The 23,721-nt window shown below is 63.3% G+C and carries 23 protein-coding genes and 1 pseudogene; 11 read left to right on the top strand and 13 right to left on the bottom strand.

The window, feature by feature from the left end:
* The first annotated feature begins 103 nt into the window (after positions 1 to 103).
* Complete coding sequence (locus EOA78_RS16460; RefSeq protein WP_164783788.1) at positions 104 to 1,690, top strand: iron ABC transporter permease; 1,587 nt, start codon at positions 104 to 106, stop codon at positions 1,688 to 1,690.
* Complete coding sequence (locus EOA78_RS16455) at positions 1,687 to 2,769, top strand: ABC transporter ATP-binding protein (protein ID WP_127316031.1); 1,083 nt, start codon at positions 1,687 to 1,689, stop codon at positions 2,767 to 2,769. The genes EOA78_RS16460 and EOA78_RS16455 overlap by 4 nt, the downstream gene beginning before the upstream one ends.
* A gap of 48 nt (positions 2,770 to 2,817) precedes the next feature.
* Here the strand turns inward: EOA78_RS16455 and EOA78_RS16450 are convergent, their stop codons facing one another.
* The 5 genes from EOA78_RS16450 to EOA78_RS16430 all read right to left on the bottom strand — a co-directional run bounded on the left by EOA78_RS16450 (position 2,818) and on the right by EOA78_RS16430 (position 8,029).
* Positions 2,818 to 3,885: a sn-glycerol-3-phosphate import ATP-binding protein UgpC gene (locus EOA78_RS16450; protein ID WP_127316030.1), complete on the bottom strand. Its 1,068-nt coding sequence runs from the start codon at positions 3,883 to 3,885 to the stop codon at positions 2,818 to 2,820.
* Between the two features lie 7 nt (positions 3,886 to 3,892).
* Positions 3,893 to 4,741, bottom strand: coding sequence for a sn-glycerol-3-phosphate ABC transporter permease UgpE (gene ugpE / locus EOA78_RS16445; protein WP_127316029.1), 849 nt, complete (start codon positions 4,739 to 4,741; stop codon positions 3,893 to 3,895).
* Positions 4,742 to 4,749: 8 nt separating this feature from the next.
* Complete coding sequence (ugpA, locus tag EOA78_RS16440; RefSeq protein WP_127316057.1) at positions 4,750 to 5,634, bottom strand: sn-glycerol-3-phosphate ABC transporter permease UgpA; 885 nt, start codon at positions 5,632 to 5,634, stop codon at positions 4,750 to 4,752.
* 81 nt (positions 5,635 to 5,715) lie between these two features.
* Entirely contained in the window at positions 5,716 to 7,026 is a 1,311-nt protein-coding gene (gene ugpB, locus EOA78_RS16435; protein ID WP_127316028.1) for a sn-glycerol-3-phosphate ABC transporter substrate-binding protein UgpB, read from the bottom strand.
* A gap of 316 nt (positions 7,027 to 7,342) precedes the next feature.
* Positions 7,343 to 8,029, bottom strand: coding sequence for a TlpA disulfide reductase family protein (locus tag EOA78_RS16430; protein WP_127316027.1), 687 nt, complete (start codon positions 8,027 to 8,029; stop codon positions 7,343 to 7,345).
* 35 nt (positions 8,030 to 8,064) lie between these two features.
* Between EOA78_RS16430 and argH the strand changes: the two are divergent.
* The 3 genes and pseudogenes from argH to lysA all read left to right on the top strand — a co-directional run bounded on the left by argH (position 8,065) and on the right by lysA (position 11,220).
* Positions 8,065 to 9,464: pseudogene (gene argH / locus EOA78_RS16425) on the top strand (argininosuccinate lyase).
* Positions 9,465 to 9,692: 228 nt separating this feature from the next.
* Positions 9,693 to 9,899 (top strand): hypothetical protein, encoded by a 207-nt coding sequence (locus tag EOA78_RS16420; protein WP_127316026.1) that lies wholly within the window; start codon positions 9,693 to 9,695, stop codon positions 9,897 to 9,899.
* Positions 9,900 to 9,951: 52 nt separating this feature from the next.
* The gene (gene lysA / locus EOA78_RS16415) at positions 9,952 to 11,220 is read left to right on the top strand and encodes a diaminopimelate decarboxylase (protein ID WP_127316025.1); all 1,269 of its coding nucleotides are present in this window, start codon (positions 9,952 to 9,954) and stop codon (positions 11,218 to 11,220) included.
* 92 nt (positions 11,221 to 11,312) lie between these two features.
* Here lysA and EOA78_RS16410 read toward each other — a convergent pair whose 3' ends face one another.
* On the bottom strand, positions 11,313 to 11,615 hold the full coding sequence (locus tag EOA78_RS16410) for a metalloregulator ArsR/SmtB family transcription factor (protein ID WP_126104748.1): 303 nt from the start codon (positions 11,613 to 11,615) through the stop codon (positions 11,313 to 11,315).
* Between the two features lie 50 nt (positions 11,616 to 11,665).
* On the opposite strand from EOA78_RS16410, the gene EOA78_RS16405 reads away from it, so the two are divergent.
* Together EOA78_RS16405 and EOA78_RS16400 are read left to right on the top strand one after the other, a co-directional pair.
* Positions 11,666 to 12,613 carry a threonine/serine dehydratase gene (locus EOA78_RS16405; protein ID WP_127316024.1) on the top strand — a complete coding sequence of 316 codons (948 nt, stop codon included), beginning with the start codon at positions 11,666 to 11,668 and terminating at the stop codon, positions 12,611 to 12,613.
* A gap of 188 nt (positions 12,614 to 12,801) precedes the next feature.
* Positions 12,802 to 15,444, top strand: coding sequence for a TIGR02302 family protein (locus EOA78_RS16400; RefSeq protein ID WP_127316023.1), 2,643 nt, complete (start codon positions 12,802 to 12,804; stop codon positions 15,442 to 15,444).
* 12 nt (positions 15,445 to 15,456) lie between these two features.
* Here EOA78_RS16400 and EOA78_RS16395 read toward each other — a convergent pair whose 3' ends face one another.
* Positions 15,457 to 16,314 (bottom strand): LysR substrate-binding domain-containing protein, encoded by an 858-nt coding sequence (locus EOA78_RS16395; protein ID WP_123148637.1) that lies wholly within the window; start codon positions 16,312 to 16,314, stop codon positions 15,457 to 15,459.
* Positions 16,315 to 16,593: 279 nt separating this feature from the next.
* Here EOA78_RS16395 and EOA78_RS16390 point away from each other — a divergent pair, with 279 nt between their 5' ends.
* Entirely contained in the window at positions 16,594 to 17,544 is a 951-nt protein-coding gene (locus EOA78_RS16390) for a DMT family transporter (RefSeq protein ID WP_127316056.1), read from the top strand.
* Between the two features lie 121 nt (positions 17,545 to 17,665).
* Here the strand turns inward: EOA78_RS16390 and EOA78_RS16385 are convergent, their stop codons facing one another.
* The 3 genes from EOA78_RS16385 to EOA78_RS16375 form a co-directional block, all read right to left on the bottom strand.
* On the bottom strand, positions 17,666 to 18,037 hold the full coding sequence (locus EOA78_RS16385) for a response regulator (RefSeq protein ID WP_127316022.1): 372 nt from the start codon (positions 18,035 to 18,037) through the stop codon (positions 17,666 to 17,668).
* A gap of 62 nt (positions 18,038 to 18,099) precedes the next feature.
* Complete coding sequence (hpt, locus tag EOA78_RS16380) at positions 18,100 to 18,642, bottom strand: hypoxanthine phosphoribosyltransferase (protein ID WP_127316021.1); 543 nt, start codon at positions 18,640 to 18,642, stop codon at positions 18,100 to 18,102.
* A gap of 27 nt (positions 18,643 to 18,669) precedes the next feature.
* The gene (locus tag EOA78_RS16375; RefSeq protein ID WP_127316020.1) at positions 18,670 to 19,320 is read right to left on the bottom strand and encodes a hypothetical protein; all 651 of its coding nucleotides are present in this window, start codon (positions 19,318 to 19,320) and stop codon (positions 18,670 to 18,672) included.
* Positions 19,321 to 19,511: 191 nt separating this feature from the next.
* Here EOA78_RS16375 and ftsE point away from each other — a divergent pair, with 191 nt between their 5' ends.
* From ftsE to EOA78_RS16360, 3 genes are all read left to right on the top strand, one after another.
* The gene (gene ftsE, locus EOA78_RS16370; RefSeq protein WP_010911739.1) at positions 19,512 to 20,171 is read left to right on the top strand and encodes a cell division ATP-binding protein FtsE; all 660 of its coding nucleotides are present in this window, start codon (positions 19,512 to 19,514) and stop codon (positions 20,169 to 20,171) included.
* Positions 20,164 to 21,153, top strand: coding sequence for an ABC transporter permease (locus EOA78_RS16365; protein ID WP_127316019.1), 990 nt, complete (start codon positions 20,164 to 20,166; stop codon positions 21,151 to 21,153). The genes ftsE and EOA78_RS16365 overlap by 8 nt, the downstream gene beginning before the upstream one ends.
* A gap of 81 nt (positions 21,154 to 21,234) precedes the next feature.
* Positions 21,235 to 21,954, top strand: a complete 720-nt coding sequence (locus EOA78_RS16360) for a YdcF family protein (RefSeq protein WP_127316018.1) — start codon at positions 21,235 to 21,237, stop codon at positions 21,952 to 21,954.
* A gap of 18 nt (positions 21,955 to 21,972) precedes the next feature.
* Here the strand turns inward: EOA78_RS16360 and EOA78_RS16355 are convergent, their stop codons facing one another.
* The 3 genes from EOA78_RS16355 to EOA78_RS16345 are packed head-to-tail and all read right to left on the bottom strand — an operon-like array spanning position 21,973 to position 23,674.
* The gene (locus tag EOA78_RS16355) at positions 21,973 to 22,605 is read right to left on the bottom strand and encodes a pyridoxamine 5'-phosphate oxidase family protein (RefSeq protein ID WP_127316017.1); all 633 of its coding nucleotides are present in this window, start codon (positions 22,603 to 22,605) and stop codon (positions 21,973 to 21,975) included.
* A 12-nt stretch (positions 22,606 to 22,617) separates the two neighbouring features.
* Positions 22,618 to 23,088: a DUF1348 family protein gene (locus tag EOA78_RS16350; protein WP_127316016.1), complete on the bottom strand. Its 471-nt coding sequence runs from the start codon at positions 23,086 to 23,088 to the stop codon at positions 22,618 to 22,620.
* A complete protein-coding gene (locus EOA78_RS16345; protein ID WP_127316015.1) occupies positions 23,081 to 23,674 on the bottom strand; it encodes a carboxymuconolactone decarboxylase family protein in 594 nt (197 codons plus the stop codon). Before EOA78_RS16345 ends, EOA78_RS16350 begins: the two co-directional genes overlap by 8 nt.
* Positions 23,675 to 23,721: the final 47 nt, after the last annotated feature.

The following is a 23,721-nucleotide window of genomic DNA, read 5'->3' as shown; positions in this document are numbered from 1 at the left end:
TCGAGATGGCATTTGTCCATGACGACAGACTGCGTTTTTGGCCGTGTTTGCGGCCCTTCGATCGTTTCCGCCACCGGGCGGCAACGGCGCGGCGTCTGAGCTGATGCAATCTGCGGCCGACCTTGCACGTTCAGGCTCGCCGACCGGCGTGGCGGCTGGGCAATGGACGCGCCGGCGGCCCATATCCTGGATTTCGCTCGCCGCCATCCTGGTCTCACTTTTCTCCCTGCTGCCGCTCGCCTTCATCATCTGGATTGCCGTGCAGATCGGCTGGGAAACCGTATCGGCACTGGTGTTCCGGCCGCGCGTCGGCGGGCTCCTGGTCAACACCCTGCTTTTGGTGATGCTGGCCGTACCGATCTGCATCGTGCTCTCGGTGGCGCTGGCCTGGCTGACCGAACGCAGCGATCTTCCCGGTGCCCGCCTGTGGGCCTGGCTGTCGGTGGCGCCGCTTGCCATCCCCGCCTTCGTGCACAGCTACGCCTGGATCACCCTGGTGCCGGAACTACATGGCCTGTGGGCCGGCGTCCTGGTCTCCGTCGTCGCCTATTTCCCGTTCCTCTATCTGCCGGTGGCGGCAGCTTTGCGCCGGCTTGATCCTGCTCTCGAAGATGCCGCGGCAGCCGTCGGCCTCGGGCCGTGGCGCGTGTTCCGGCGGGTCGTGCTGCCGCAGCTCAGGCTCGCCATCTGCGGTGGCTCGCTGCTGGTTGGCCTGCATCTCCTGGCCGAGTATGGCCTCTACGTGTTCATCCGCTTCGACACCTTCACCACGGCGATCGTCGACCAGTTCCAGTCGACCTTCAACGGCCCCGCCGCCAACATGCTGGCGGCGGTGCTGGTGACATGTTGTTTCGTGCTGCTCGGGATCGAAGTGATCGTGCGCGGCGAGGAGCGTTATGCCCGCGTCGGCTCGGGCGCCGCGCGGCAGCAGCAACGCACAAGGCTCGGCCGCGCCACGATTCCGTGCCTGCTGCTGCCGGTCGTCACCACCCTGCTGGCGCTGGGCGTGCCGTTCGTCACCATCAGCCGCTGGCTTGTGGCCGGCGGTGCCGATGTCTGGCGCCTCGATGAGATCGGCCTGGCGCTCGGCCAGACCCTGTTCCTGGCGCTCGCCGGCGCCCTGCTAGCCACCATCGCCGCCATGCCGATGGCCTGGATCTCAATCCGCGCGCCGGGACCGCTGCAGCGTCTTCTGGAGGGTTGCAACTACATCGTCGGATCGCTGCCCGGCGTCGTCGTAGCGCTGGCGCTGGTCACCATCACCGTGCGCATCGCTCTGCCACTTTACCAGACCCTGTTCACGATCCTCGTCGCTTATGCACTGATGTTCCTGCCGCGCGCCCTGATTAGCCTGAGGGCGTCGATCGCGCAGGCGCCGGTCGAGCTCGAACGCGCCGCCGCCAGTCTCGGCCGATCACCGCTCAAGGCGCTATGGTCGACGACGATCCGCCTGTCGGCGCCGGGGGCAGCGGCGGGCATGGCGCTGGTGGCGCTCGGCATCATGAACGAATTAACCGCAACGCAGATGCTGGCGCCCAACGGCACCCGCACGCTGGCGATGGCGTTCTGGGCCCACAGCGGCGAGATCGACTATGCGTCCGCCGCACCATACGCCCTTATCATGGTGGCGATCTCGCTGCCGCTGACCTGGCTGCTCTATCTCCAGTCGAAGCGGATGGCCGGACGATGAGCTTCCTCGAACTCACCGATGTGCACAAGCACTACGGCCCGGTGGCCGCACTGGCCGGTGTCGACCTCAGCGTGGCCAGCGGCAGCCGCACCGCGATCGTCGGGCCGTCCGGCTGCGGCAAGACGACCTTGCTGCGGCTGATCGCCGGCTTCGAGCCGCCGGATCGGGGTCGCATCGTGCTCGACGGCGAGGTATTGGCCAATGGCGGCGCCGCCGTGCCCGCATATCGGCGCGGCATCGGCGTGGTGGCGCAGGACGGCGCCCTGTTCCCGCATCTGACCATCGCCGCCAATATCGGCTTCGGCTTGCGACATCACGAGGACAAGCGCAGCGAACGCATCGTCGAGCTCGCCTATATCGTCGGGCTCGACAAGGCGATCCTGAAACGGCGGCCGCACGAGCTCTCCGGCGGCCAGCAGCAGCGTGTGGCGCTGGCCCGCGCCATGGCCATGAAGCCGCGGCTGATGCTGCTCGACGAGCCGTTCTCGGCGCTCGACACCGGTCTGCGCGCCTCGATGCGCAAGGCGGTGGCCGAGCTTCTGGAGACCGCCGGCATAACCACGATCCTGGTCACGCACGATCAGGCCGAGGCGCTGTCCTTTGCCAGCCAAGTCGCGGTGATGCGCGACGGCAAATTCGCGCAGGTCGGCACGCCGCACGAACTCTATCTCAAACCGAAGGACAGGATGGTCGCCGAATTCCTCGGCGACGCCATCATCCTGCCGGCAAAGATCGCGGACGGTTTTGCCAGCTCGCCGCTCGGCCGCATCCCCGTCGACAGCACCGAGCGGCGCGATATCGTCCGCATCATGCTGCGGCCGGAACAGGTGCTGCTGAAACGGACATCGCGCGAAGGCATGTCGGGCACGCCGGACATGCTGTTCGGCGAAGTGACGGAGTCCGAATTCGCCGGTTCGATGTGCACCATCGCGGTGCGGCTCTTGAACAGTCCCGATCCGCCGGACGCAGCCGCGATCGGCAACACGCCGTTGATTCTGCGCAAGCCGGGCATGGACACACCGGTGGTTGGCGAGATCGTCCGGCTGACGGTGTCGGGAAAGGCGCATGTGTTTGCCTGAACGGTCTTGCGCCTCTCGCAGTGCGCTGGCCAGGACGACAGGCTGGCTTCAATCGACCCGCTTTCCAGCCTGATCGAACCAATGCAGCTTTTCGGCTTTGGCCACGACACGCAACTGGTCACCAGGCTTGGCGGCGGCGCGCCCTGAGACGCGCACGATGATACGGCTGCCGGCTGCGGCGCAGTGAAGAAAGCTTTCGGCACCGACCGGTTCGACTGCCTCGACTGTTGCCGGCAGGACAAGCGCACCGGGCAGCGCCTCCGCATCGAAGGTGACGTCGGCATCTTCAGGGCGAAAACCCAGTGTCACGGCTGGTGTTTCGCGAACCGCGAAGTCGATCGCCGTGCCGTCAGCCAATATCGGGCCTGAGGAACTTCCGGTCAGCGCCAGAAGATTCATCGGCGGCGCGCCGATGAAGGACGCGACGAAGATCGAGGCTGGCTTCTCGTAGACGTCGAGCGGCGCGCCCGTTTGCTCGACCAGTCCGGCGTTCATGACAACAAGGATGTCGGCCAGCGTCATCGCCTCGAGCTGGTCGTGGGTGACATAGACCGAGGTGACGCCGAGCTTGCGCTGCAAATTCTTGATCTCGACCCGCATCTGGCCGCGCAATTTGGCATCGAGATTACTGAGCGGCTCGTCGAACAGGAAGACTTTCGGGTTGCGAACGATGGCGCGGCCCATGGCAACACGCTGGCGCTGGCCGCCGGAAAGCTCGCGCGGTCGCCGGTCGAGCAGCGCCGAGAGTTCCAGCACCTTGGCGGTCGAGCGCACCCTGCTGTCGATCTCGTCCTTCGGCGTGCCGCGATTGCGCAGGCCATAGGCCATGTTGTCGTAGACCTTCATATGCGGGTAGAGCGCGTAGTTCTGGAACACCATGGCGATGTCGCGCTCGGTCGGGCCGATGGCGTTGACCACCTTGCCGTCGATGGCGACCGTACCGGCAGAAATCGTCTCCAACCCGGCGATCATTCTGAGGAGGGTGGATTTGCCGCAGCCGGATGGACCGACCAGCACGCAAAGCTCCCTGTCGGGAATGGCGATGGAGACGCCCTTCACGGCTTCGACGCCGCCGGGATAGACCTTCTTCACGTCCTTCAGATCGACGGTCGCCATCGGCTTCTCACTTTTCGGATTCGACCAGGCCGCGCACGAACCAGCGTTGCATCAGCACGACCACCAGGATCGGCGGCACGATGGCCAGCATCGCCGTGACCATGACCAGGTGCCATTGGGTGTCGGCATCGGCGAAGGAAACGATCTTTCTCAGCGCGATGACGATGGTGTTCATATCGTTGCTGTTGGTGACGAGCAGCGGCCAAAGATACTGCGTCCAGCCGTAGATGAAGAGGATCACGAAAAGCGCCGCGATGTTGGTGCGCGACAGTGGCAAGAGGATATCGAAGAAGAAGCGCCATGGCCCGGCACCATCGACACGTGCCGCCTCGACCAATTCGCCCGGTATGGTCATGAAAAACTGGCGGAACAGCAGCGTCGCGGTGGCCGAGGCAATCAGCGGGATGATCAGGCCGGCATAGGTGTCGATCATGCCGAGATCGACCATCACCTTGTAGGTCGGCAGGATGCGCACCTCCACGGGAAGCATCAAGGTGATGAAGATCAGCCAGAAGAAGATCATGCGCAGGGGAAAGCGGAAGAACACGATCGCGTAGGCCGACAGGATCGAGATGAATATCTTTCCGACCGCAACGCCGAGCGCCATGACCGTGGTGTTGAGGAGCAGTTGGCCGACGCTGACACCGCCGATGCGGCCAATACCGCCGAACAGCGCCTCGCTGTAATTGTTCCAGAGCTGGCCGCCGGGCAAGAGCGGCAGCGGCGGCCTGAGGATCGTTTGCAGCGTGTGTGTCGAGGCAACGAAAGTGTAGTAGATCGGAAAAGCTACGATCAATATGCCAAGGATGAGCACGGCATGGGCGATGAAGGTGCGGAGCGGGGATTGGCCGATCATCGCTGCCCTCAACCGTAATGGACTTTGCGTTCCACGTAGCGGAACTGGATGGCGGTGAGCGCAATGACGATGGCCATCAGGATGACCGACTGCGCCGCCGAGTCACCCAGGATCAGATTAACGAAGCCGTCATTGTAGACCTTGTAGACCAGCGTCTCGGTCGCCTTGCCCGGCCCGCCGCCGGTGACGGCATGAACGATGCCGAACGTGTCGAACAGCGCATAGACAGTATTGACGACCAGCAGGAAAAACGTGGTCGGCGCAAGCAGCGGGAAAACGATGGTCCAGAAGCGCTTGGTCTCGCCGGCGCCATCCATGGCCGCCGCCTCGATCAGGGTTTTCGGCACCGCCTGCAGGCCGGCGACGAAGAACAGGAAATTGTAGCTGATCTGCTTCCAGGCAGCCGCCGACACCAGCAGGATCATGGCGTGGGTGCCGTTGAGCAGCGGGTCCCATGCGATGCCGAGGCTTCTCAGCAAATACGCCAACGAGCCGATCGAAGGATTGAACAGAAACAGCCACAGCATGCCGGCGATCGCCGGCGCCACGGCATAGGGCCATATCAACAATGTGCGGTAGAGGCCTTTGCCGCGCACGGCCTTCTCGGCCATGACCGCAAGCAGCAGAGCCACACCCATCGCAACGATCGCGGTCGCAAGCGAAAACACCACGGTGACCTTGATCGAGTTGAGGTAGGCCGGATCGGCCAGCACCTTGCCGAAATTGGCGAACCAGACGAACTTGGTCCTCAGCCCGAACGGGTCTTGCCTAAGCATCGACTGATAAAGCGCCTGGCCGGCCGGCCAGTAGAAGAAAACCAGTGTTATGGCGAGTTGTGGCGCCACCAGCAGGTAGGGCAGGATCTTGTTGGGAAAGACGATGCGTGGAGACAGGCTGATTTCCCTCGCTATCCAGGAATCGCCCACGCGAGCTCGCGTGGGCGATATTCCAATCGACCAACCGAGATAATCTCGTCAGTTCTCTAGCGCTTCCTCGATCGCGGCGTTGCCGCGCGTGACCGCATTGTCGAGCGCCTGTTGAGCGGTTTGCTGGCCGGCCAGCATCTTCTCGAACTCCTCGTTCTGGATATCGCGCACCTGCGGCAGATTCGGCAGGCGCACGCCCTTCGAGTTGTCGGTCGGCGCCTTGCCCGTCATCTGCAGGATGGGCGTCTCGCGGCCGGGGTTCTTGTCATAGAAGCCTGATTTCTTGGTCGCTTCGTAGGCGGCGAGCGTCACCGGCAAGTATCCCGACTTCTGGTGCAGATATTCTTGCACATCGGTCTTGGACAGATAGGCGAAGAAGGTCGCGACGCCCTTGTATTGCTCGTCCGACTTGTTGCCGAAGACCCACAGGCTGGCGCCGCCCGGCGTGGTGTTCTGCGGTGCGCCCTTGGCGTCGGTGTCGTAGGGAAGCTGGCCGATGCCATAGTTCATGCCGGACTTGACGATATCGCCGAGACCGCCCGACGATTCGGTGAAGATGCCGCATTCGCCGGCAAGGAAGATCTGCTTGGCTTCGGAGGTGCGCCCGCCATATTTGAAGGTGCCGTTCTTGGCGAGGTCCGCGAGCGCCTGGAAGTGGTTGACGAAAATCGGCGCGTTGATTTTGAGCTCGACATCACCGCCGGCCAGGCCGTTCTGCTGGGTGGCCCACGATACATCATTCCACGCCGCAAAATTCTCGAGATGGATCCAGGTCAGCCAGGTCGAGGTGTAGCCGCATGAGGCGGCGCCGCTTGCCTTGATCTTCTTGGCAGCTTCCCACACCTCATTCCAGGTCTTGGGCGGGTTGTTCGCATCGAGGCCAGCCTTCTGGAAGATGTCCCTGTTGTAATAGAGGATCGGCGAGGAGGAGTTGTAGGGGAAGGACAGCATGGTGCCGTCCGGCTTCGAATAATAGCCGACGATGCCGGGCAGATACTGGCTCTTGTCGAAGGTCATCCCGGCACCGGTCATCACCTCGGCCACCGGCTTGATCGCACCCTCGGCCGCCATCATCACGCCGGTGCCGACATCGAACACCTGGAGAATATCGGGCGCCTGTCCAGCGCGGAAGGCAGCGATGCCGGCATTCAGCGTTTCCGGATAGGTGCCCTTGAACACCGGAACCAGCTCATAGTCGCTCTGGCTGGCGTTGAAATCCTTGGAGATCTTGTCGACGACTTCGGCGTTGGCGCCGGTCATGGCGTGCCACCAGCTGATCTGCGTGACGGCGAAAGCGGACGTGGTGGAAAGCAGGGTCAAGGTGGCGGCGACACCGGCCGCGAAGCCGAAGAACTTCATGTTTCATCTCCCGTTTTGTCATTGGCGAAAGGGCACTCTCGCAAAGGGCAATATGTGCCCCCCATGACAATTGGACAACGGTTTTGTTGCGGATCGATGAACTTGATCTCCCCGTAAAGTGGTGCACGCTTCGATATGAGAGTAGATGGAAAGCAATTACCAAGCCGGCTTACCACCCGAACAAAAGCGACGAGGACCGGCAATCGCCGGGGCCTAAAGCGCGTCGCGTTCGAATGGATTCATGCGACGCGCTTTAGGTTCTGTTTTGATGCATGTCGCCATCGCAAAACCGCTGCGCACTTTTGCGCGACATGCATTAGTCCGACTTGCCGAGCGCCGTCTCGACCAGCCGCTTGGCATCGGGGCTCGACCACTCGGCCGGGCCGTTCATGTGAGCGATCAGGCAGCCTTCACCGTCGATCAGCATGGTGACCGGCAGGCCGAGCGCCAGGCCGCGCGTCTTGAGATCGTTGAACAGCGCCATGGTCGAATCACGGTAATAGCCGAGCGCCTCGACGCCGGTTTCCTCGAGGAACTTCTTCGGCTTGGCGTCGTCGCCGACATCGAGATTGACCGCGACGACCTCGAAGGCGTCGCTGCCCATTTCTTTTTGCAGCGCGTCGAGCGCCGGCATTTCGGCGCGGCAGGGGGCGCACCATGTCGCCCACAGATTGAGCAGCAACGTCTTGCCGGCATGGTCGGCGAGCGTCATCGGCTTGCCGCCAGGGTCGTTGAAGGCAAGGCCCTTCAGCGATTGCGGCGGATCGGCCGGCAAAAGTGCTGCGACCTGGCCGGTGGCAGCCGCCGCGACCGTCTTGGCGCGGTCGGCCTTGGCGGCGCAGGCGACATCGTTTTTGCTGTCGCCAACGTCGACTGGCGCGGGCGCGTTGTTGCCAGAACCGCTCTCGCTGACATATACCGCGACCGCGCCCGCAAGCACGCCCGCCACCAAAGCGGCGAGGATGAGGCGCGGGGCCGGGAAAAATCGATTGCCGTCTGCCATTTTCTAAAAACTGCTCCGGAGCACGGGTTATAGCGATGAGCGACAAGAAGGCCAGCAACCAGATGTGGGGCGGACGTTTGCCTCGGGTCCGGCCGCGATCATGGAAGCGATCAACGCGTCGATCTCGTTCGACCGCAAACTCTATGCGCAGGATATAAGAGGCTCGATCGCCCATAGCGAGATGCTGGCGCAAACGGGCATTATTTCGGCGGCCGATCAAGAAAAAATCGCTCACGGGCTGAACACGATCCTGGCAGAGATCGAAGCCGGAAAGTTCGAGTTCTCGACCAGGCTGGAAGACATCCACATGAACGTCGAAGCTCGCCTTGCCGAGCTGATCGGCGCGGCCGCCGGCCGCCTGCACACCGCTCGTTCGCGCAACGATCAGGTGGCGGTCGATCTCAGGCTGTGGGTCAAGGACGAGTGCTTTCGCATCGCCGAGGCGCTGAAGGGCCTGATCGCGGCGTTCCTGGAACGGGCCGAGGAGCATGCGGCGACGGTGATGCCGGGCTTTACCCACATGCAGGCGGCGCAGCCGGTAACCTTCGGCCACCACTGCATGGCTTATGTCGAGATGTTTTCGCGCGATCTGTCGCGTGTTCGCGACGCCATCGAGCGGATGGACGAAAACCCGCTCGGTGCGGCCGCCCTTGCCGGCACCAGCTTTCCGATCGACCGGCACCAGACGGCCAAGGCGCTCGGTTTCCGCGAACCGATGCGCAACTCGCTGGACAGCGTTTCGGACCGCGATTTCGCACTGGAATTCTTGGGGCTGGCGGCGATCTGCGCGACGCATCTGTCGCGCCTGGCCGAAGAGATCATCATCTGGTCGACGCCGCAATTCGGCTTCGTCAGGCTGTCGGACTCATTCTCCACCGGCTCCTCGATCATGCCGCAGAAGAAGAACCCCGACGCCGCCGAACTGGTGCGCGGCAAGACCGGTCGCGTCACCGGCCATCTGGTCGGCCTGCTGACGGTGATGAAGGGCATGCCGCTGACCTACGGCAAGGACATGCAGGAGGACAAGGAATCCGTGTTCGACGCCGCCGAGACGCTCGATCTGATGCTGGCGGCGATGACCGGCATGGTGCGCGACATGACGGTGAACGCCGCCGCCATGAAGAAGGCCGCCGGGTCAGGCTATTCGACCGCGACCGACCTTGCCGACTGGCTGGTGCGCACGCTCGGCCTGCCGTTCCGCGAGGCGCACCACGTCACCGGCCGCGCGGTGGCGCTGGCCGAGGAGAAGAAAATCAGGCTCGACAGGCTGCCGCTGGAAAACTTGCAGTCCATTCACCCCGGCATCACGGCGGACGTGTTTTCGGTGCTTGCCGTACAGAGTTCGGTGAAGAGCCGCACGAGCTTCGGCGGCACCGCGCCGTCGGAGGTGAGGAAGCAGATCCGGTACTGGAAAAAGCACATCGCCAAGGCGTGATGCTCGTGCGGCGAATCCGAAATTCGCATCACGTTGGAGCAGCGCGGCGAGCGAATTTCGGATTCAAAAGCCGCACGAGTTAATTGACGAATTCTAGTGTGGTTTTGGATTTGAAGTTCCTTGCCGCGAATGCCATCAATGACAGGAACTTCAAATCCACCACACTAGGTGCAATGCCAGCAAAACTCGGCTAAAAGCGGCGGGCAAAAGTTTCAGACGGATGGATCGATGACCGCAAGCAGGATTTTGGTGACGCTGACGCTGCTGGCGGCGCTGGCAACCGTAACGGCCTGCGGCAGGAAAGCCGGCCTCGAGACGCCCTATGAGGCGGCCGTGCAGGCGCGCAAGGACGCACAAAAGGCCGAGCAGCCCGTGCCGCCGGAGCCGGAAAAACCGGTCAAGGACAAGAAGTTCATTCTCGACCCGCTGATCTAGAGCCGATGAGATCGGTCGATCTCATCGTGCTCCAACTTCCGGAACCACTGTTGTGAACCATTTCGACTACCGCGACGGCATGCTATATGCCGAGGACGTGGCGATATCAGGCATCGCCGCAAGCGTCGGCACGCCGTTCTATTGCTATTCGACGGCGACGCTGACCCGACATTTCCGCGTGTTTGAGCAGGCCTTTGCCGGGCTCGACGCGCTGGTCTGCTACGCCATGAAGGCGAATTCCAACCAGGCTGTGCTAACAATCCTGGCCAATCTCGGCGCCGGCGCCGACGTGGTCTCGGAAGGCGAATTGCGTCGCGCGCTGGCCGCCGGCATTCCGGCCAACAAGATCCTATTTTCAGGCGTCGGCAAGACCGCCCGCGAAATGGATTTTGCGCTCTCGGTCGGCATCCTGTGCTTCAACGTCGAATCCGAACCGGAACTTGAATTGCTGTCGGCCCGCGCCACGGCACTTGGCAAGGTGGCGCCGATCTCGCTGCGCATCAATCCGGATGTCGATGCCAAGACCCACAAGAAGATCTCCACCGGCAAGGCCGAGAACAAATTCGGCATTCCCTGGCAGAAGGCGCGAAAGGTCTATGCCCGCGCAGTTGAACTGCCTGGCATCAAGGTCACCGGCATCGACACCCATATCGGCAGCCAGATCACCGAATTGCAGCCCTTCGACGACGCCTTCGCGCTGCTGGTGGAGCTGGTCGGCGTGCTGCGTGCCGACGGGCACGCCATCGAGCACATCGATCTCGGCGGCGGCCTCGGCATTCCCTACCGCGTCGACAACAGCCCGCCTCCCTTGCCCGACGCTTATGCCCAGATCGTCAGGAAGCACGTCACCAAGCTTGGATTGAAGGTGATGTTCGAGCCGGGCCGGCTGATCGTCGGCAATGCCGGCATCCTCGTCTCGCAAGTGATCTTCGTGAAGGAGGGCGACGCCAAGAATTTCCTGGTCGTCGACGCCGCGATGAACGATCTGATCCGGCCGACACTTTACGACGCCTTCCATGACATCAAGCCGGTGGTGCAGCAGCTGGCAGCAGCGCCGCGCATGACGGTCGACGTGGTCGGCCCAGTCTGCGAGACCGGCGATTATCTCGGCCTCGACCGTGACCTGCCCCGGCTGAAGGCCGGCGACCTGATCGCAATCGCCACCGCCGGCGCCTATGGCGCGGTGCAGGCCGGCACCTACAACACCAGGCCGCTGGTGCCCGAAGTGCTGGTCGACGGCGACCGTTTCCATGTAGTGCGCCCGCGCCAGACCTATGACGAGCTGATCGGACTGGATTCGCTGCCCGATTGGCTGAGATAGACCATGATCCCGAACCGAACGTCCGCGTCAGCGAAAAGTGGCAACCGGTTTTCGGAAACGATCATGGTCAATAACAAAGATCGCCTGCACCGCTACAGCCGGTGCTGAATGAGCGCCCTTGTCTCGGCGATCCTGCCTTCGTCGCGGCGATAGAACGTCCACTGCTTGATACGCTTGCTGCTGAGAAGGCCGGCCTGGGTGAGCACCCGCATATGCTCGCTGAGCGTCGCCTGGGTGATCCCCAGCTTTTCGGCGATCAGCAGCGCGCAGACGCCGTCCTCGACCAGGTCGCCATCCGCTTGGCGTGGAAAATGCGCGCGCGGGTCCTTCAGCCAGTCGAGGATTTGCAGCCTGCGCTCGTTGGCAATCGCCTTGAAGACATCGACCTCTTGCATTTAGCCATTTTGCTAAGTTACTAAGTGATGTCAATCCTTGGGAGCAAGCCATGCTTAACGGCAATAGCATCACACGCGAACGCATCGCCGCAACGGAACCGCGTATCAGGCCATTCGTGCGCCACACGCCGGTGCTGCGCGTCGACATGGCCGATTTCGGCTGTCCGCCTCTTGCCGTCGACCTGAAGCTCGAATGCCTGCAGCATTCCGGCTCGTTCAAGGCGCGCGGCGCCTTCACCAATCTTCTCGAGCGGCCGGTTCCCAAGGCTGGCGTCGTCGCGGCATCGGGCGGCAATCACGGGGCTGCGGTCGCGTATGCCGCCATGCGGCTCGGTCATAAGGCGACCATCTTCGTTCCCGAAGTGAGCCCGCCGGCCAAGCTGGAACGCATCCGCGGCTACGGCGCCGAGCTGGTCGTCGGTGGCGCGCGCTATGCCGAGGCGCTGGTCGCCAGCGAAGACTTTGCCGAAAAGTCCGGTGCCCTGCAGATCCACGCCTTCAACCAGGAGGAAACGCTTGTCGGGCAAGGCACGCTTGGCCTCGAGATCGAGGCCGACCTGCCTGAGCTCGACACGCTGCTGGTCGCCGTCGGTGGCGGCGGCCTGATCGGCGGCATCGCCGCTTGGTTCGCCGGCCGCATCAGGATCATCGCCGTCGAGCCCGAGGGAGCGCCGACGCTTCATCGCGCCTTCGAGGCCGGCCGACCCGTCGATGCGCCGACTGAGGGCATCGCCGCCGATTCGCTGGCGCCGAAGCGCGTCGGCGAAATGATGTTTCCAATCGCCGAGGCCTTCGTCGAGCGTTCCATACTGGTCAGCGACGACGAGATTATCGCCGCGCAGGCGGCGCTTTGGGACCGGGTGCGAATCATCTCCGAGCCGGGCGGCGCTGCGGCCTTCGCGGCGATCCTGTCCGGCCGCTACGCGCCGGCTGCGGGCGAGCGTGTCGCGGTACTGGTCTGCGGTGCAAACGCCAATCCGGCTAAATTCGGACGATAACGGGGGCAGTCCTGTTCACGTTTTCGGGAACCGCCTCGCCTTCGCCGTGTTTGTTGTTATGCTTCGAGTGACGTGCATTTACGACTTTGAGTCTTCGCATCGTACTTTCCGAAAATCGAATCCGGTTTTCGGGCCGGTGCGATAGATTTGTGAGGTTCGGGTTATCCCGCCTGAATCAGGAAGGGCCGATGACGCAACGACCCACCTTCACCAGCGATCGCAGCCTGGCCGGGCGCCTTGCTCTGAGCCGGCTGGCGACACGGGTCTCGATGACGGTCGAGCGTGGCTGGCCGTTGCTGCTTCCGCTGGTCATTGTCGCCAGCCTGTTCCTCAGCGTCTCGTGGCTCGGCCTCTTCCTTCTGCTGCCCGACACGGCGCGCATGAGCCTCATGGCAGTGTTCGGCATCGCAGCCCTTTCCGCGCTCTATCCCCTGCGTTTCTTCCGGGTGCCGACCAGCGCCGAGATCGACCGGCGCATCGAGGCTGCCAACCAATTGCTGCACAGCCCGGTGCTGGTGCAGACCGACCGGCCGAGCGGCAGGGAGAGCATTTTTTCGCAAGCGCTGTGGCGTGAGCACCAGAAACGCATGGCCGAAAAACTCGGCAACCTCGGCGGCGACCTGCCCCGCACCCGGGTGCCGGAGCGCGACCCGTGGGGGCTGCGCGCCGTGGCGGCGCTTTTGTTGGTCACCGCCTTTGCCTTCTCCTTTGGACCGTCGGGCGGCCGCATCGCAGACGGGTTCAGTGCCCACGCGGCGCGCGACGCTGTGCCGCCGCGCATCGACGCCTGGGTGACGCCGCCGGCCTACACCGGCAGGCCGCCGGTCTTCCTCACTTCCCCCGCCCTCGCCAACCCAGCCCTCGCCGACAATGGCAATCAGGCTGCGTCCACCTTCACCGTTCCGGAAGGCAGCGATGTGTCCCTGCGCGTCACCGGCGGTTCGGGCGAGGAAACGCTGAGCTACGCCGACGCCGACGGCAACGCCCGCACCATCGAACCGACCGGGCAGAAGGCCGACGCGGCCAAACCGGCGGCGGCAACGCCCTCGACGGCAACGCCCTCCACGGTGCGCCAGTTCACAGGAAAGCTGACGACCAACGGCACGCTGACACTGCAATCGGGCAATGACGAACTCGGCAACTGGGCCTTCGCGGTGATCCCGGACAAGCCGCCACAGATCCGCTTCGTCGGCGAGCCGAAACGCGCCGTCAACGGCTCCTTCGAACTCAACTACCAGATCGACGACGACTATGGCGCGGCCTCCGCCAAGGCGGATTTCGCATTGGCCGATCCACCGGCGCCGAATGCGCATCCGCTCTATGGCCCGCCCGAAATGCCGCTGACGCTGCCGCGCCGCGGCGCCAAGGGGAACGCCGCCAAGACCACGAAGGACCTGACCGAGCATGTCTGGGCCGGCGGCAACATCAAGCTCACGCTTGTCGCCACCGACGACGCCGGACATACGGCAACCAGCGAGACTAAGACGCTGGTGATGCCGGAGCGGCCTTTCTCCAACCCGCTGGCGAGGGCCGTGATCGAGCAGCGCCGCGTGCTGGCGCTCGACGCCAACTCCAAGAGCCGCGTGCTCGACCTGATGGACGCGATCACGCTCAGGCCCGAAGATACGTTCGACAACATGGCGCACTACCTCGCCATCATGAGCGCCCGCACCCGGTTGAAGATGGCTGACAGCGACGACAAGCTGCGCGACGAGGTCGCCTATCTGTGGGAGATCGCGCTCGGCATCGAGGAAGGCAATCTTTCGGAGGCCGAGCGGCGGCTGCGCCAGGCGCAGCAGGCGCTGCAGGACGCGATCAAGAACGGCGCCAGCGACGAGGAAATCGACAAGGCGATGAAGGAACTGCGCGAGGCGATGAACCAGTTCCTGCAGGAATTCGCCCAGCGTGCGCAGCAGAATCCGAACGCGCCGCAGATGCAGCAGAACGGCCAGGAACTGCGCCAGAGCGACATCGAACGCATGATGGACCAGATCGAGAACCTGGCGAAATCAGGCGATCGCGACAGCGCGCAGCAATTGCTTTCGCAACTGCAGGATATGATGAACAATCTCCAGGCCGGACGTCAGCAACAGGGCGGCCAGCAGAACAGCGAAATGCGCCAGCAGATGGACAAGCTCGGCGAGATCATGCGGCGCCAGCAGGAGATGATGAACGAGACGTTCCGCATGGACCAGATGCAGCGCGGCCAGCAACAGCGCGGGCAGAATCGCGACCAGCAGCTCGGCGAGAACGGTGAGCAGGGCCAAATGGGCCAACAGGGCGAGCAGCCCGGCCCAGGTGAAGACCGCGATCCGCTCGGCCGGCCGATGACGCCGCAGGAATTCGCCGACGCGCTGAAGCGGTTGCAGGAAGGCCAAGGCAAGCTGCAAGGCGACCTCGACCAGCTGAGGAAAGGCCTCGAAGGCATGGGTCTCGAGCCCAATGAAGGATTTGGCGAGGCCGGCAAATCCATGGGCAATGCCAAACAGGCGCTTGGCGACAGCGATGGCGATCAGGCCGTCGGTCACCAGGGCCGCGCGCTGGAAGCGTTGCGCAGGGGCGCCAAGGACATGATGAAGCAATTGCAGGCCATGCAGGGCGACGAGGGCGACGGCGAGCGGGGCGGCCGCCAGCAGAATGCCGACCGCGATCCGCTTGGCCGGCCACGCGCCACCGAGGGCCCTGACTTCGGCGATTCGGTGAAGGTGCCGGACGAAATTGACGTGCAGCGCGCCCGCCAGATCCTAGAAGCGATCCGCAAGCGGCTCGGCAACGCGCTCAGCCCCGATATCGAGCGCAGCTATCTGGAGCGGCTGCTGGAGCTGAAGTAAAGCCGCTCCGCTCTAGCGGTTGGTGAACGCCTCGCGGATCGCCTCTTCCATGCCGTCGATGGCCTCGCCGGAAGCGTTCGGATTGCGGCGCAGCACCACGTTCGAGGAATCGATGTCGCCGAACCCATCGGCGGCCGTAAGTTCGCGGCAGCCGGCCGGGATGTTGCTGCGCGAGATCGGCGCGATCGCCAGCCCGGAGGTGACGGCGAGCCGCAGGCCGCCATTGGTGTCGCTAGTATAAGCGACACGATAGGCGAGACCGCGCTGCTCCAGCGACTTGATGGCGAAATCCTTGCACCAGCCGGCACGATTGTAGAGCGCGATCGGCACCGGCCGCTCCTCATGCATGTGATGCAGCTCCGACGTCACCCATACGGTTGGGTCATGCATCAGCACCTCGCCGCCGGAGAGATCCTGCCATTCGAACACCACCGCCAGGTCGAGCTCGCCGGCGGCGAGCGCCGCGATCTGCGCACCGGAATGCGCGTAGCGGACGGTGATGTCGACCTGAGGATGGCGCTTGGCAAAGGCGCCGAGCGCGCGCGACAGGATCGCGTGGCCATATTCCTCCGGAATGCCGATGCGAACCGGCCCGCCAAGCGGCGCCGCGACCATCGATGCCGCCGTCTCGTCCAGCAGCGACACGATCCGGCGGGCGTTGACGATGAGTTCGCCGCCGCGGCGCGTCAGCGCCACACCGCGCGAGCCGCGCTCGAACAGGCTGTCGCCGACCACATCTTCGAGCTTCTTCATCTGCATCGAAACCGCCGATTGGGTACGGCCGGCCTGCTCCGCTGCCTTGGTGAAATTGCCGGTATCGGCAACCGCTACGAAGGTGCGCAGCAGATCGCTGTCGAGCGTGGGCTTCATTTGTCCGCCATAAGAAATTCTGATTGCTGGTATCATTCCAATTCGTTTGCAACATGTCAAACGGCGGATGATAGTCGCTTCACCCATTGGATATGCGGCTGCGAAATCGGCTGCGGACCAATCAAAAGTCCTCACTCGTACCCGCTGCCCGAAACGGTGGCGGGTTCTTTTTAATGCATGTCGCCCAGAAGTGCGCAGCGGTTTTGGGACAACGACGTGCATAAACCAAAAATTATCAGGCCCGGCTCTCGGGCCGCACGCAAGGAGCCGTCGAACGACATGCAGAACCGGATCGTTTTCGGGATGGCAAGTCTTTGCCTCGGCGTTCTGGTGTTCTCGCTCCAGGATCCGCTGATCAAGGCCGTATCGGACACCTATCCGGTGACCGAGGTGATGGCGATCCGCTCGATCGTCGCCCTGCCCATTCTTCTCGTGCTGGTTCATGCCGATGTCGGGCTCAGGGCGATCTTTTCAAAGCGATTTCGCATGCTGACGACGCGCGCCTTCATCCTGTTCACCTCCTACACGGTCTACTATCTGGCGATCGCCGCCCTTCCGCTTGCCGACGCGGTGGCGCTCTATTTCATGGCACCGCTGTTCATCATGGCGCTTGCCGGCCCTTATCTCGGCGAACGGGTGGCGTGGCAGACGCTGGTCACCGTGATGGTCGGGATGCTGGGCGTGCTGGTAATGCTGCGGCCCGGTGCCGGGCTGTTCGACTGGGCGGCACTGCTGTCGCTGGCGTCGGCGGTGCTGTACGGGTTTTCGCAGTTGATGGCCCGCAAGATCGGCGACACCGAATCATCCACGGTCATGGCGTTCTATCAAAACGGCGTCTACCTCCTGGGCGCTGCAGCGGTCGCCGTGCTGTTCTGGCTGGCAGGAATAGCTCACGCCACGCATCCGAGCCTTGAATTCCTGGTCAGGCCATGGCTCTGGCCGACGCGGATCGATTTTCTGACGATGGCCGCCTGCGGCTTCGTCGCTTCGGCCGGGATGATCCTGTTGTCGCAGGCCTATCGGCTGGCGCCCGCCAACAGCGTCGCCACTTTCGAATACACCGGCATCATCTGGTCGCCGCTGTGGGGTTTCCTGTTCTTTGCCGAAGTGCCGCGATCGACCACCGTCATCGGCGCCGCCCTGATCATCGGCGCCGGTCTGTTCGCGCTCCATTCCAGTCGGCGCCGGGGCAGCACGCCGGCAATCGCGGCAACCTGCGATCCGGCCTGACTGCAATCAGGCTTTGGCCTCTAGAGCAATTCCAGGAAAAGTGTGAACGGTTTTCCGTCCGGAATTGCGCAAAAATAAAGAGATAGAGCGGTTCGGCGTTTCCGTGAAACGATGAGCCGCTCTAGACAAAACAGGCGAGCGCCTGTTCGACACGGGCGCGGATTTCGGCCAGCGTGAACGGCTTTTGCACGACGTCCACAATGACACCGTTCAATTCCTCGGCGCGCTCGCGCTGGTCGGCATAGCCGGTCATCAGCAAGATCTTCATCGCCGGAAAAAGCGACGCCGCCGCTTTGGCCATTTGGATGCCGTCCATTTCCGGCATCCGGATATCGGAGACGACAAGATCATAGCCGCCACGTGCTGCGCGGATCAGGGCAAGCCCTTGCGCGCCGTCGGCGGCGATGTCGATCATATGCCCGGCGCGTTCGAGCGCGCGGGCGGCGAGGGTGCGGACGGACTCATCGTCCTCGACGATCAGGAGCTTTGCCATAGCGGAATGTTGGCGGGGAAAAGTTGACTTTTCCTGAACCGCAAACGGCATCGAAGATAAATCTATGCGTCGCCCTTGACGATGCCGACAAACGGCAGTTCGCGAAAAGCGTGGGCGACATCCATGCCGTAGCCGACGACGAAATAGTCGGGGCAGTCGAAGCCGACATAGTCGGCGTTGAGCGCAGTCTGGCGGCGCATGCGCTTGTCGAGCAGCACGGCGATGGCGCAGCTTTTGGCGCCGCGCGACAGCATCAGGTCGCGGGTGAAGGACAGCGTCTTGCCGGATTCGAGAATGTCGTCGATCAACAGCACGTCGCGGCCGGCGACTTCATTGTCGATGTCACGCAGCACCCTAACCTCGCCGCTGGTGGTACCGGCGCCGTAGCTGGAAATGAAGATGAACTCGACCTCGGGCGACAGGCCGACATCGTGCATGGCGCGGATAAGATCGGCGGCGAAGATGAACGATCCTTTCAGCACCGAAATCACCAGAAGGTCCTGATAATCGTGCCCGGCGATCTCCTTGGCGAGCTCCAGATTGCGGCGGGCAATCGCCGACGCCGAAAACAGGACCTCGATATCCTTGCCGCGCACGATTGGCATTGGCTGCCTTTCCAGAAATGATCGCCCCTAATTGGCGAACGTGACCGAGACGGTCTTGACTCCGTTTCTAGGCACGTCGAGCCGGCTGGAAAAGCCAAATCTTTCGCCGGGCGCCAGCGAACGATTGAATGTCCCCAGCCTATAGCGGGTTGTGCGCCTGTCATTGCCGGTGATCCGGATTTCCAGCGGCGGCAATGGCGACGGGCTGGCGCCGTCGTTCGCGGCCTCGCCACCGACGAACAGGACAGGTTCCGGCCCGGACGCATCGATACGCGACGTGACGCCTGAAATGGTGAGGGCGGCGCCCGTTTCCTGTGCCGCAAGAAGAAGCGGCGCCTGACGCAGCAGCGCGTGCCCGCCCGAGATCCAGAAGGCTGCAAACGCCGCGCTGAGGCCGGCGATCCAGAAGATCGGCCCGCCGCGCGACGCCCGCAGCCGTTCCATCGCGGCTTTGGGCTTGCGCAGCATGTCCATGCCTTCGATTGAGGGCGTGGCGATCACCCGCGAAAGCGGTAGTGAAGGGTCCATGCCGCCGGTGAGGCGCGGCAGCACCTCGTACTCGGCATCGACGACGTCGTCGGCTGGATCACGCAAGATGCGTTCCGGCGCAGGATTTGCGGCCGAATCGGTCATGAATTCGCCGGAAACCGGGCGCGCGGTTCGATCGTCAGCCATCACGGCCCCAGCACTACGGCACTTGTTCGTCTTCGTTTCTTTTGCGTAAACGGAAATGGTTAACGCTTCCCCACCGGAACCCTTGTGACGCGCCTAAAAAACCTCCGAATTAACCGCCGGTTAACCATGCCGGCCGATGGTCTCTTCTCAGAGAAGGCTGGCTCGTCGCCGCCGCAAGTTTCAGGTCGTCGAACGTGATCCGCTTCGAAAATGTCGGCCTCCGCTATGGCATGGGTCCGGAAATCCTCCGCGACATTTCCTTGCACATCCCGGAGCGCTCCTTCCAGTTCCTGAGCGGCCCTTCGGGCGCCGGCAAGACGACGCTGCTGCGGCTTTTGTTCATGTCGCTCAAGCCGACGCGCGGGCTGATCACCATCTTCGGCAAGGACCGCTCGCGCATCTCGCGCACCGAGCTGCCGCATCTGCGGCGGCGCATCGGCGTGGTGTTCCAGGACTTTCGCCTGCTCGACCACATGACGACCTATGAGAATGTGGCCTTGCCGCTGCGCGTGCGCGGGCGCGAGGAGGCGAGCTACCGCACCGACGTCACCGAGTTACTGAAATGGGTCGGCCTTGGCGAGCGCATGCATGTGCTGCCGCCGGTGCTGTCGGGTGGCGAGAAGCAGCGCGCCGCAATTGCCAGGGCGCTGATCGAGCAGCCCGAGATCCTGCTTGCCGACGAGCCGACCGGCAATGTCGATCCGCCGCTGGCGCGACGCCTGTTGCGGCTGTTCATCGAACTCAACCGGCTGGGCACTGCGGTGGTGATTGCAACGCACGACCTCGGCCTGATGGAACAGGTCGACGCACGGCGCATGATCCTGGCCGGCGGAAGGCTGGATATCTATGACTGACCTTTCCGTTCACCATGTCGAAGACCAGCACGCCGGTAAGGCTGCGACGACGCAGCGCGTTCAACGCAAGATGGCGCCGATCGTGCCGGCGCAGAACATCGCCGGCCGGGCGCTGGTCCTGGTCATCGCCATCATGACGTTCCTCTCCTGCCTGACCTTCGGCGCGGTGACGCTGGTGCGCGACACCGCCTCGGTCTGGGAGAACCAGATCTCACGCGAGGCAACCATCCAGATCAAGCCGATAGACGGCCTCGACATGGAGGCAGCACTTGCCCAGGCCTCGCAGATCGCCGGCGAATTTCCTGGCGTGAAGAGCGCCAGGATCGTCGACCGCGATGCCACGGCGCGGCTACTGGAGCCGTGGCTGGGTTCGGGTCTCAACATCGACGAGCTGCCGGTCCCGCGTCTGATCATCGTCACCATAGACGAGAACAACCCGCCCGATTTCGCCGCAATGCGTGCCGCGATCGCGCCGAAGCTGCCCAGTGCAGCACTTGACGACCATCGCACCTGGGTCGACCGGCTGGTGGCCATGGCCCGCACCACGGTGACAATCGGCATTGCCGTGCTGGCGCTGATGCTGTCGGCAACCGTGCTGACCGTGGTGTTTGCAACGCGCGGCGCCATGGCCGGCAACGGCCACATCATCGAGGTGCTGCATTTCGTCGGCGCCGAAGCGCGCTTCATCGCGCGCGAATTCCGCCACCACTTCCTGGTCACCGGCATGAAAGGCGCAGCCGCCGGGGGTGCGGCGGCGGTGCTCGTCTTCATCGTCTTCTCATGGTGGTCGTCGCGCAACATGGCAACGCCGGAGGCCGATCAGGCGACCGCCTTGTTCGGCAATTTCGCTATCGGTTCGGCGGGCTATCTCGGCGTCGTCCTCATGGTGCTGGTCATCGGTGCGCTGACGGCGGCAACCTCCCATGTCACCGTCGTCACCTATCTCAGCGACATCGATGTCCGCCAGCCGGACGCGGGGTGATCACGAATAGAGAATTAGCGTAACGTAATGTGTGCCTTTTGACCTACTAAACGCCGCATTTCGGGGTTAACGATAGAGACGATGGACGCGCGCGAGTCGACCGGAACGGCTGGACAGTTACCCTTGGTGATTGCGCCATCCAGCGAGCGCGTCAAGCCCGGCCGATTGGCGGGCGCATTGCGCATCTCCGCTTTCTTTCTGCTCGTGCTGGCGACGCTGTTTGCCGGCGGCTTCGGTTGGTTCGCCAACACTGTCAGCCGTCTCGCGACTCCTATCAATCCGGCAAAAGCCGATGCCATCATCGTGCTGACCGGCGGCCATTCACGTCTCGATGCCGCTATGGGTCTGCTTGCGTCCGGCAAGGGCGAGCGGCTGCTGATCAGCGGCGTGCATCCTTCCGCCAGCCGCCGCCAGCTTCAGGTCGCGACCCGCGGCGACAAGAAATTGTTTTCCTGCTGCGTCGACATCGACCGCGCCGCGCTCGACACGATCGGCAATGCCGAGGAAAGTGCCAAGTGGGTGGAAGACCACGCCTATGGCACCGTGATCCTTGTCACCAACAACTATCACATGCCGCGCAGCCTGCTGGAAATGGGCCGACTGCTGCACAAGGCCAAGCTCGAGCCCTATCCGGTTGTCAACAGCAACCTCGGCAATGGCGGCTGGCTGACCAAGCCCAGGGCGCTGCGCGTGCTGTTCACCGAATATAACAAATATCTGCTGGCGCTGGCGCGCGGCATCGTGCCGGTGAAGCCAACGCCGACCGGCATCGCGCTGGCAGACGCTGCTGCGCCGAACTGAGCCGATCTGGAACCTGTATCATTCCTTGACCGTGACGCATGAGGCGCTGCGCAGGCGCGCGATCTCCTGTTCGAGACGTTCGATGCGCTTGTCCCGCTCGGCCAGCGCCGCCGCCACGTCGGCAGCTTCGAACCGTTGCGGAATATGCTGCGGGCAATTGGAATCCCAGGCCGAAACCGTGAACAGGATGATTTGCTCGGGGCGCGCCTTGTAGCCTTCCGGCATCAGCTTCGCCATCAGTTCGGCGTCGTCCTCGACGACACGCGCACTGCCCCAGATCTTGATGCGCTGCCGGTGCGCATAGTCGATCAGGAACAGGAAAGCGCGGGGGTTGTCGTCCAGATTGCCCTGGGTGATGAATTGCCTGTTGCCGGAGAAATCGGCGAAGCCGATCGTCCGCTCGTCGAGCACCTTGAGAAAGCCGGCCGGCCCGCCGCGATGCTGGATGTAGGGCTGGCCGTCACCATTGGCGGTCGACAGGAAGACGCTGGTCTGCGCCTCGATGAAGGCGGCGAGATCGGGTGTTATATCAGCTTGCCAGCCGCCGCGCTCCTCGACGCGGGCATAGGCCATGCGTGAGCCTTTGCGGGCCTGGATCGCCTTGACGGTTGGCGTAAAGGCGACATCGCTGGTGAAGACGTGAGCGTTCATCGAAAGCCTCCTTCAAAGGCCGAGTTCCGTCAGAGAGGGATGGTCGTCCGGCCGGCGGCCGAGCGGCCAATGATATTTGCGCTCGGCCTCGCGGATCGGCAGGTCGTTGATGCTGGCGATGCGCAAGCGCATCAATCCATGTTCATCGAACTCCCAGTTCTCGTTGCCGTAGCTGCGAAACCACGAGCCGCTGTCGTCGTGCCATTCATAAGCGAAACGCACGGCGATACGATTGTCGCGGAAGGCCCATACCTCCTTGATGAGCCGGTAGTCGCGTTCGCGACCCCATTTGCGTGTGAGGAAGGTCTGGATGGCGTCGCGCCCTTGCAGGAACTCGGCCCGGTTGCGCCAGCGACTGTCGATTGTGTACGCAAGCGCGACCCGTGCCGGATCACGGGAGTTCCAGGCATCCTCCGCCATGCGTGCCTTCTGTGCGGCGGTCTCGGCGGTGAATGGCGGGAGCGGCGGGCGGCTTTCAGCCATGGGAACTCCTTGCGATGGGCTCACGGTTGCTGAATTCAGCTGCCCTGCGGGCAGAAACGACCGGAAAGTCGATCTCCGTCCTGGCAACCTCATTGATATAATTGGTCCAGACATTGAGAGCGACATGCTGGACGATCTCGATAATCTGCGCATCGTCGTAGCCTGCGAGCCTGACGGCGCTGAGATCCTCGTCACCGATATGTCCACGGTCGCGAGCAATCTTAGCGGCGAAACGCACCGCTGCGGCGGCCTTGGGGTCGTTGGACCCGCCGCCGCGATTGGCGACCATCTCGGCATAGTCAAGCTTGGCGAGGTTCTTGCCGAGATAGGTGTGGGCGGAAAGGCAGTAGCTGCAGCCATTGATCTCGGCGACCGCCAGAGCGATGCGCTCGCGCGTCGGCGCGGGAAGGCGGCCCTTGGCAAGCGCTCCGGACAGACTGAGATAGCCTTCCAGCGCAGCCGGGCTATTGGAAACGAGCCTGAAGAGATTTGGGACGACGCCGAGTTGCTTCTCGACGGCATGCAACATCGGCTGCGACGCAGCTGGCGCGGCCTCTATGGACGCAGGTGTAGAGATACGGGGCATGGGCACTTCCTTCTCGTCGATCAGCTTCGCCACCAAACATATACCCC

The organism is Mesorhizobium sp. M5C.F.Cr.IN.023.01.1.1 (assembly GCF_003997585.1).
Classification (GTDB): Bacteria; Pseudomonadota; Alphaproteobacteria; order Rhizobiales; family Rhizobiaceae; genus Mesorhizobium; species Mesorhizobium wenxiniae.
This window is presented reverse-complemented; position numbering and strand designations above follow the sequence as displayed.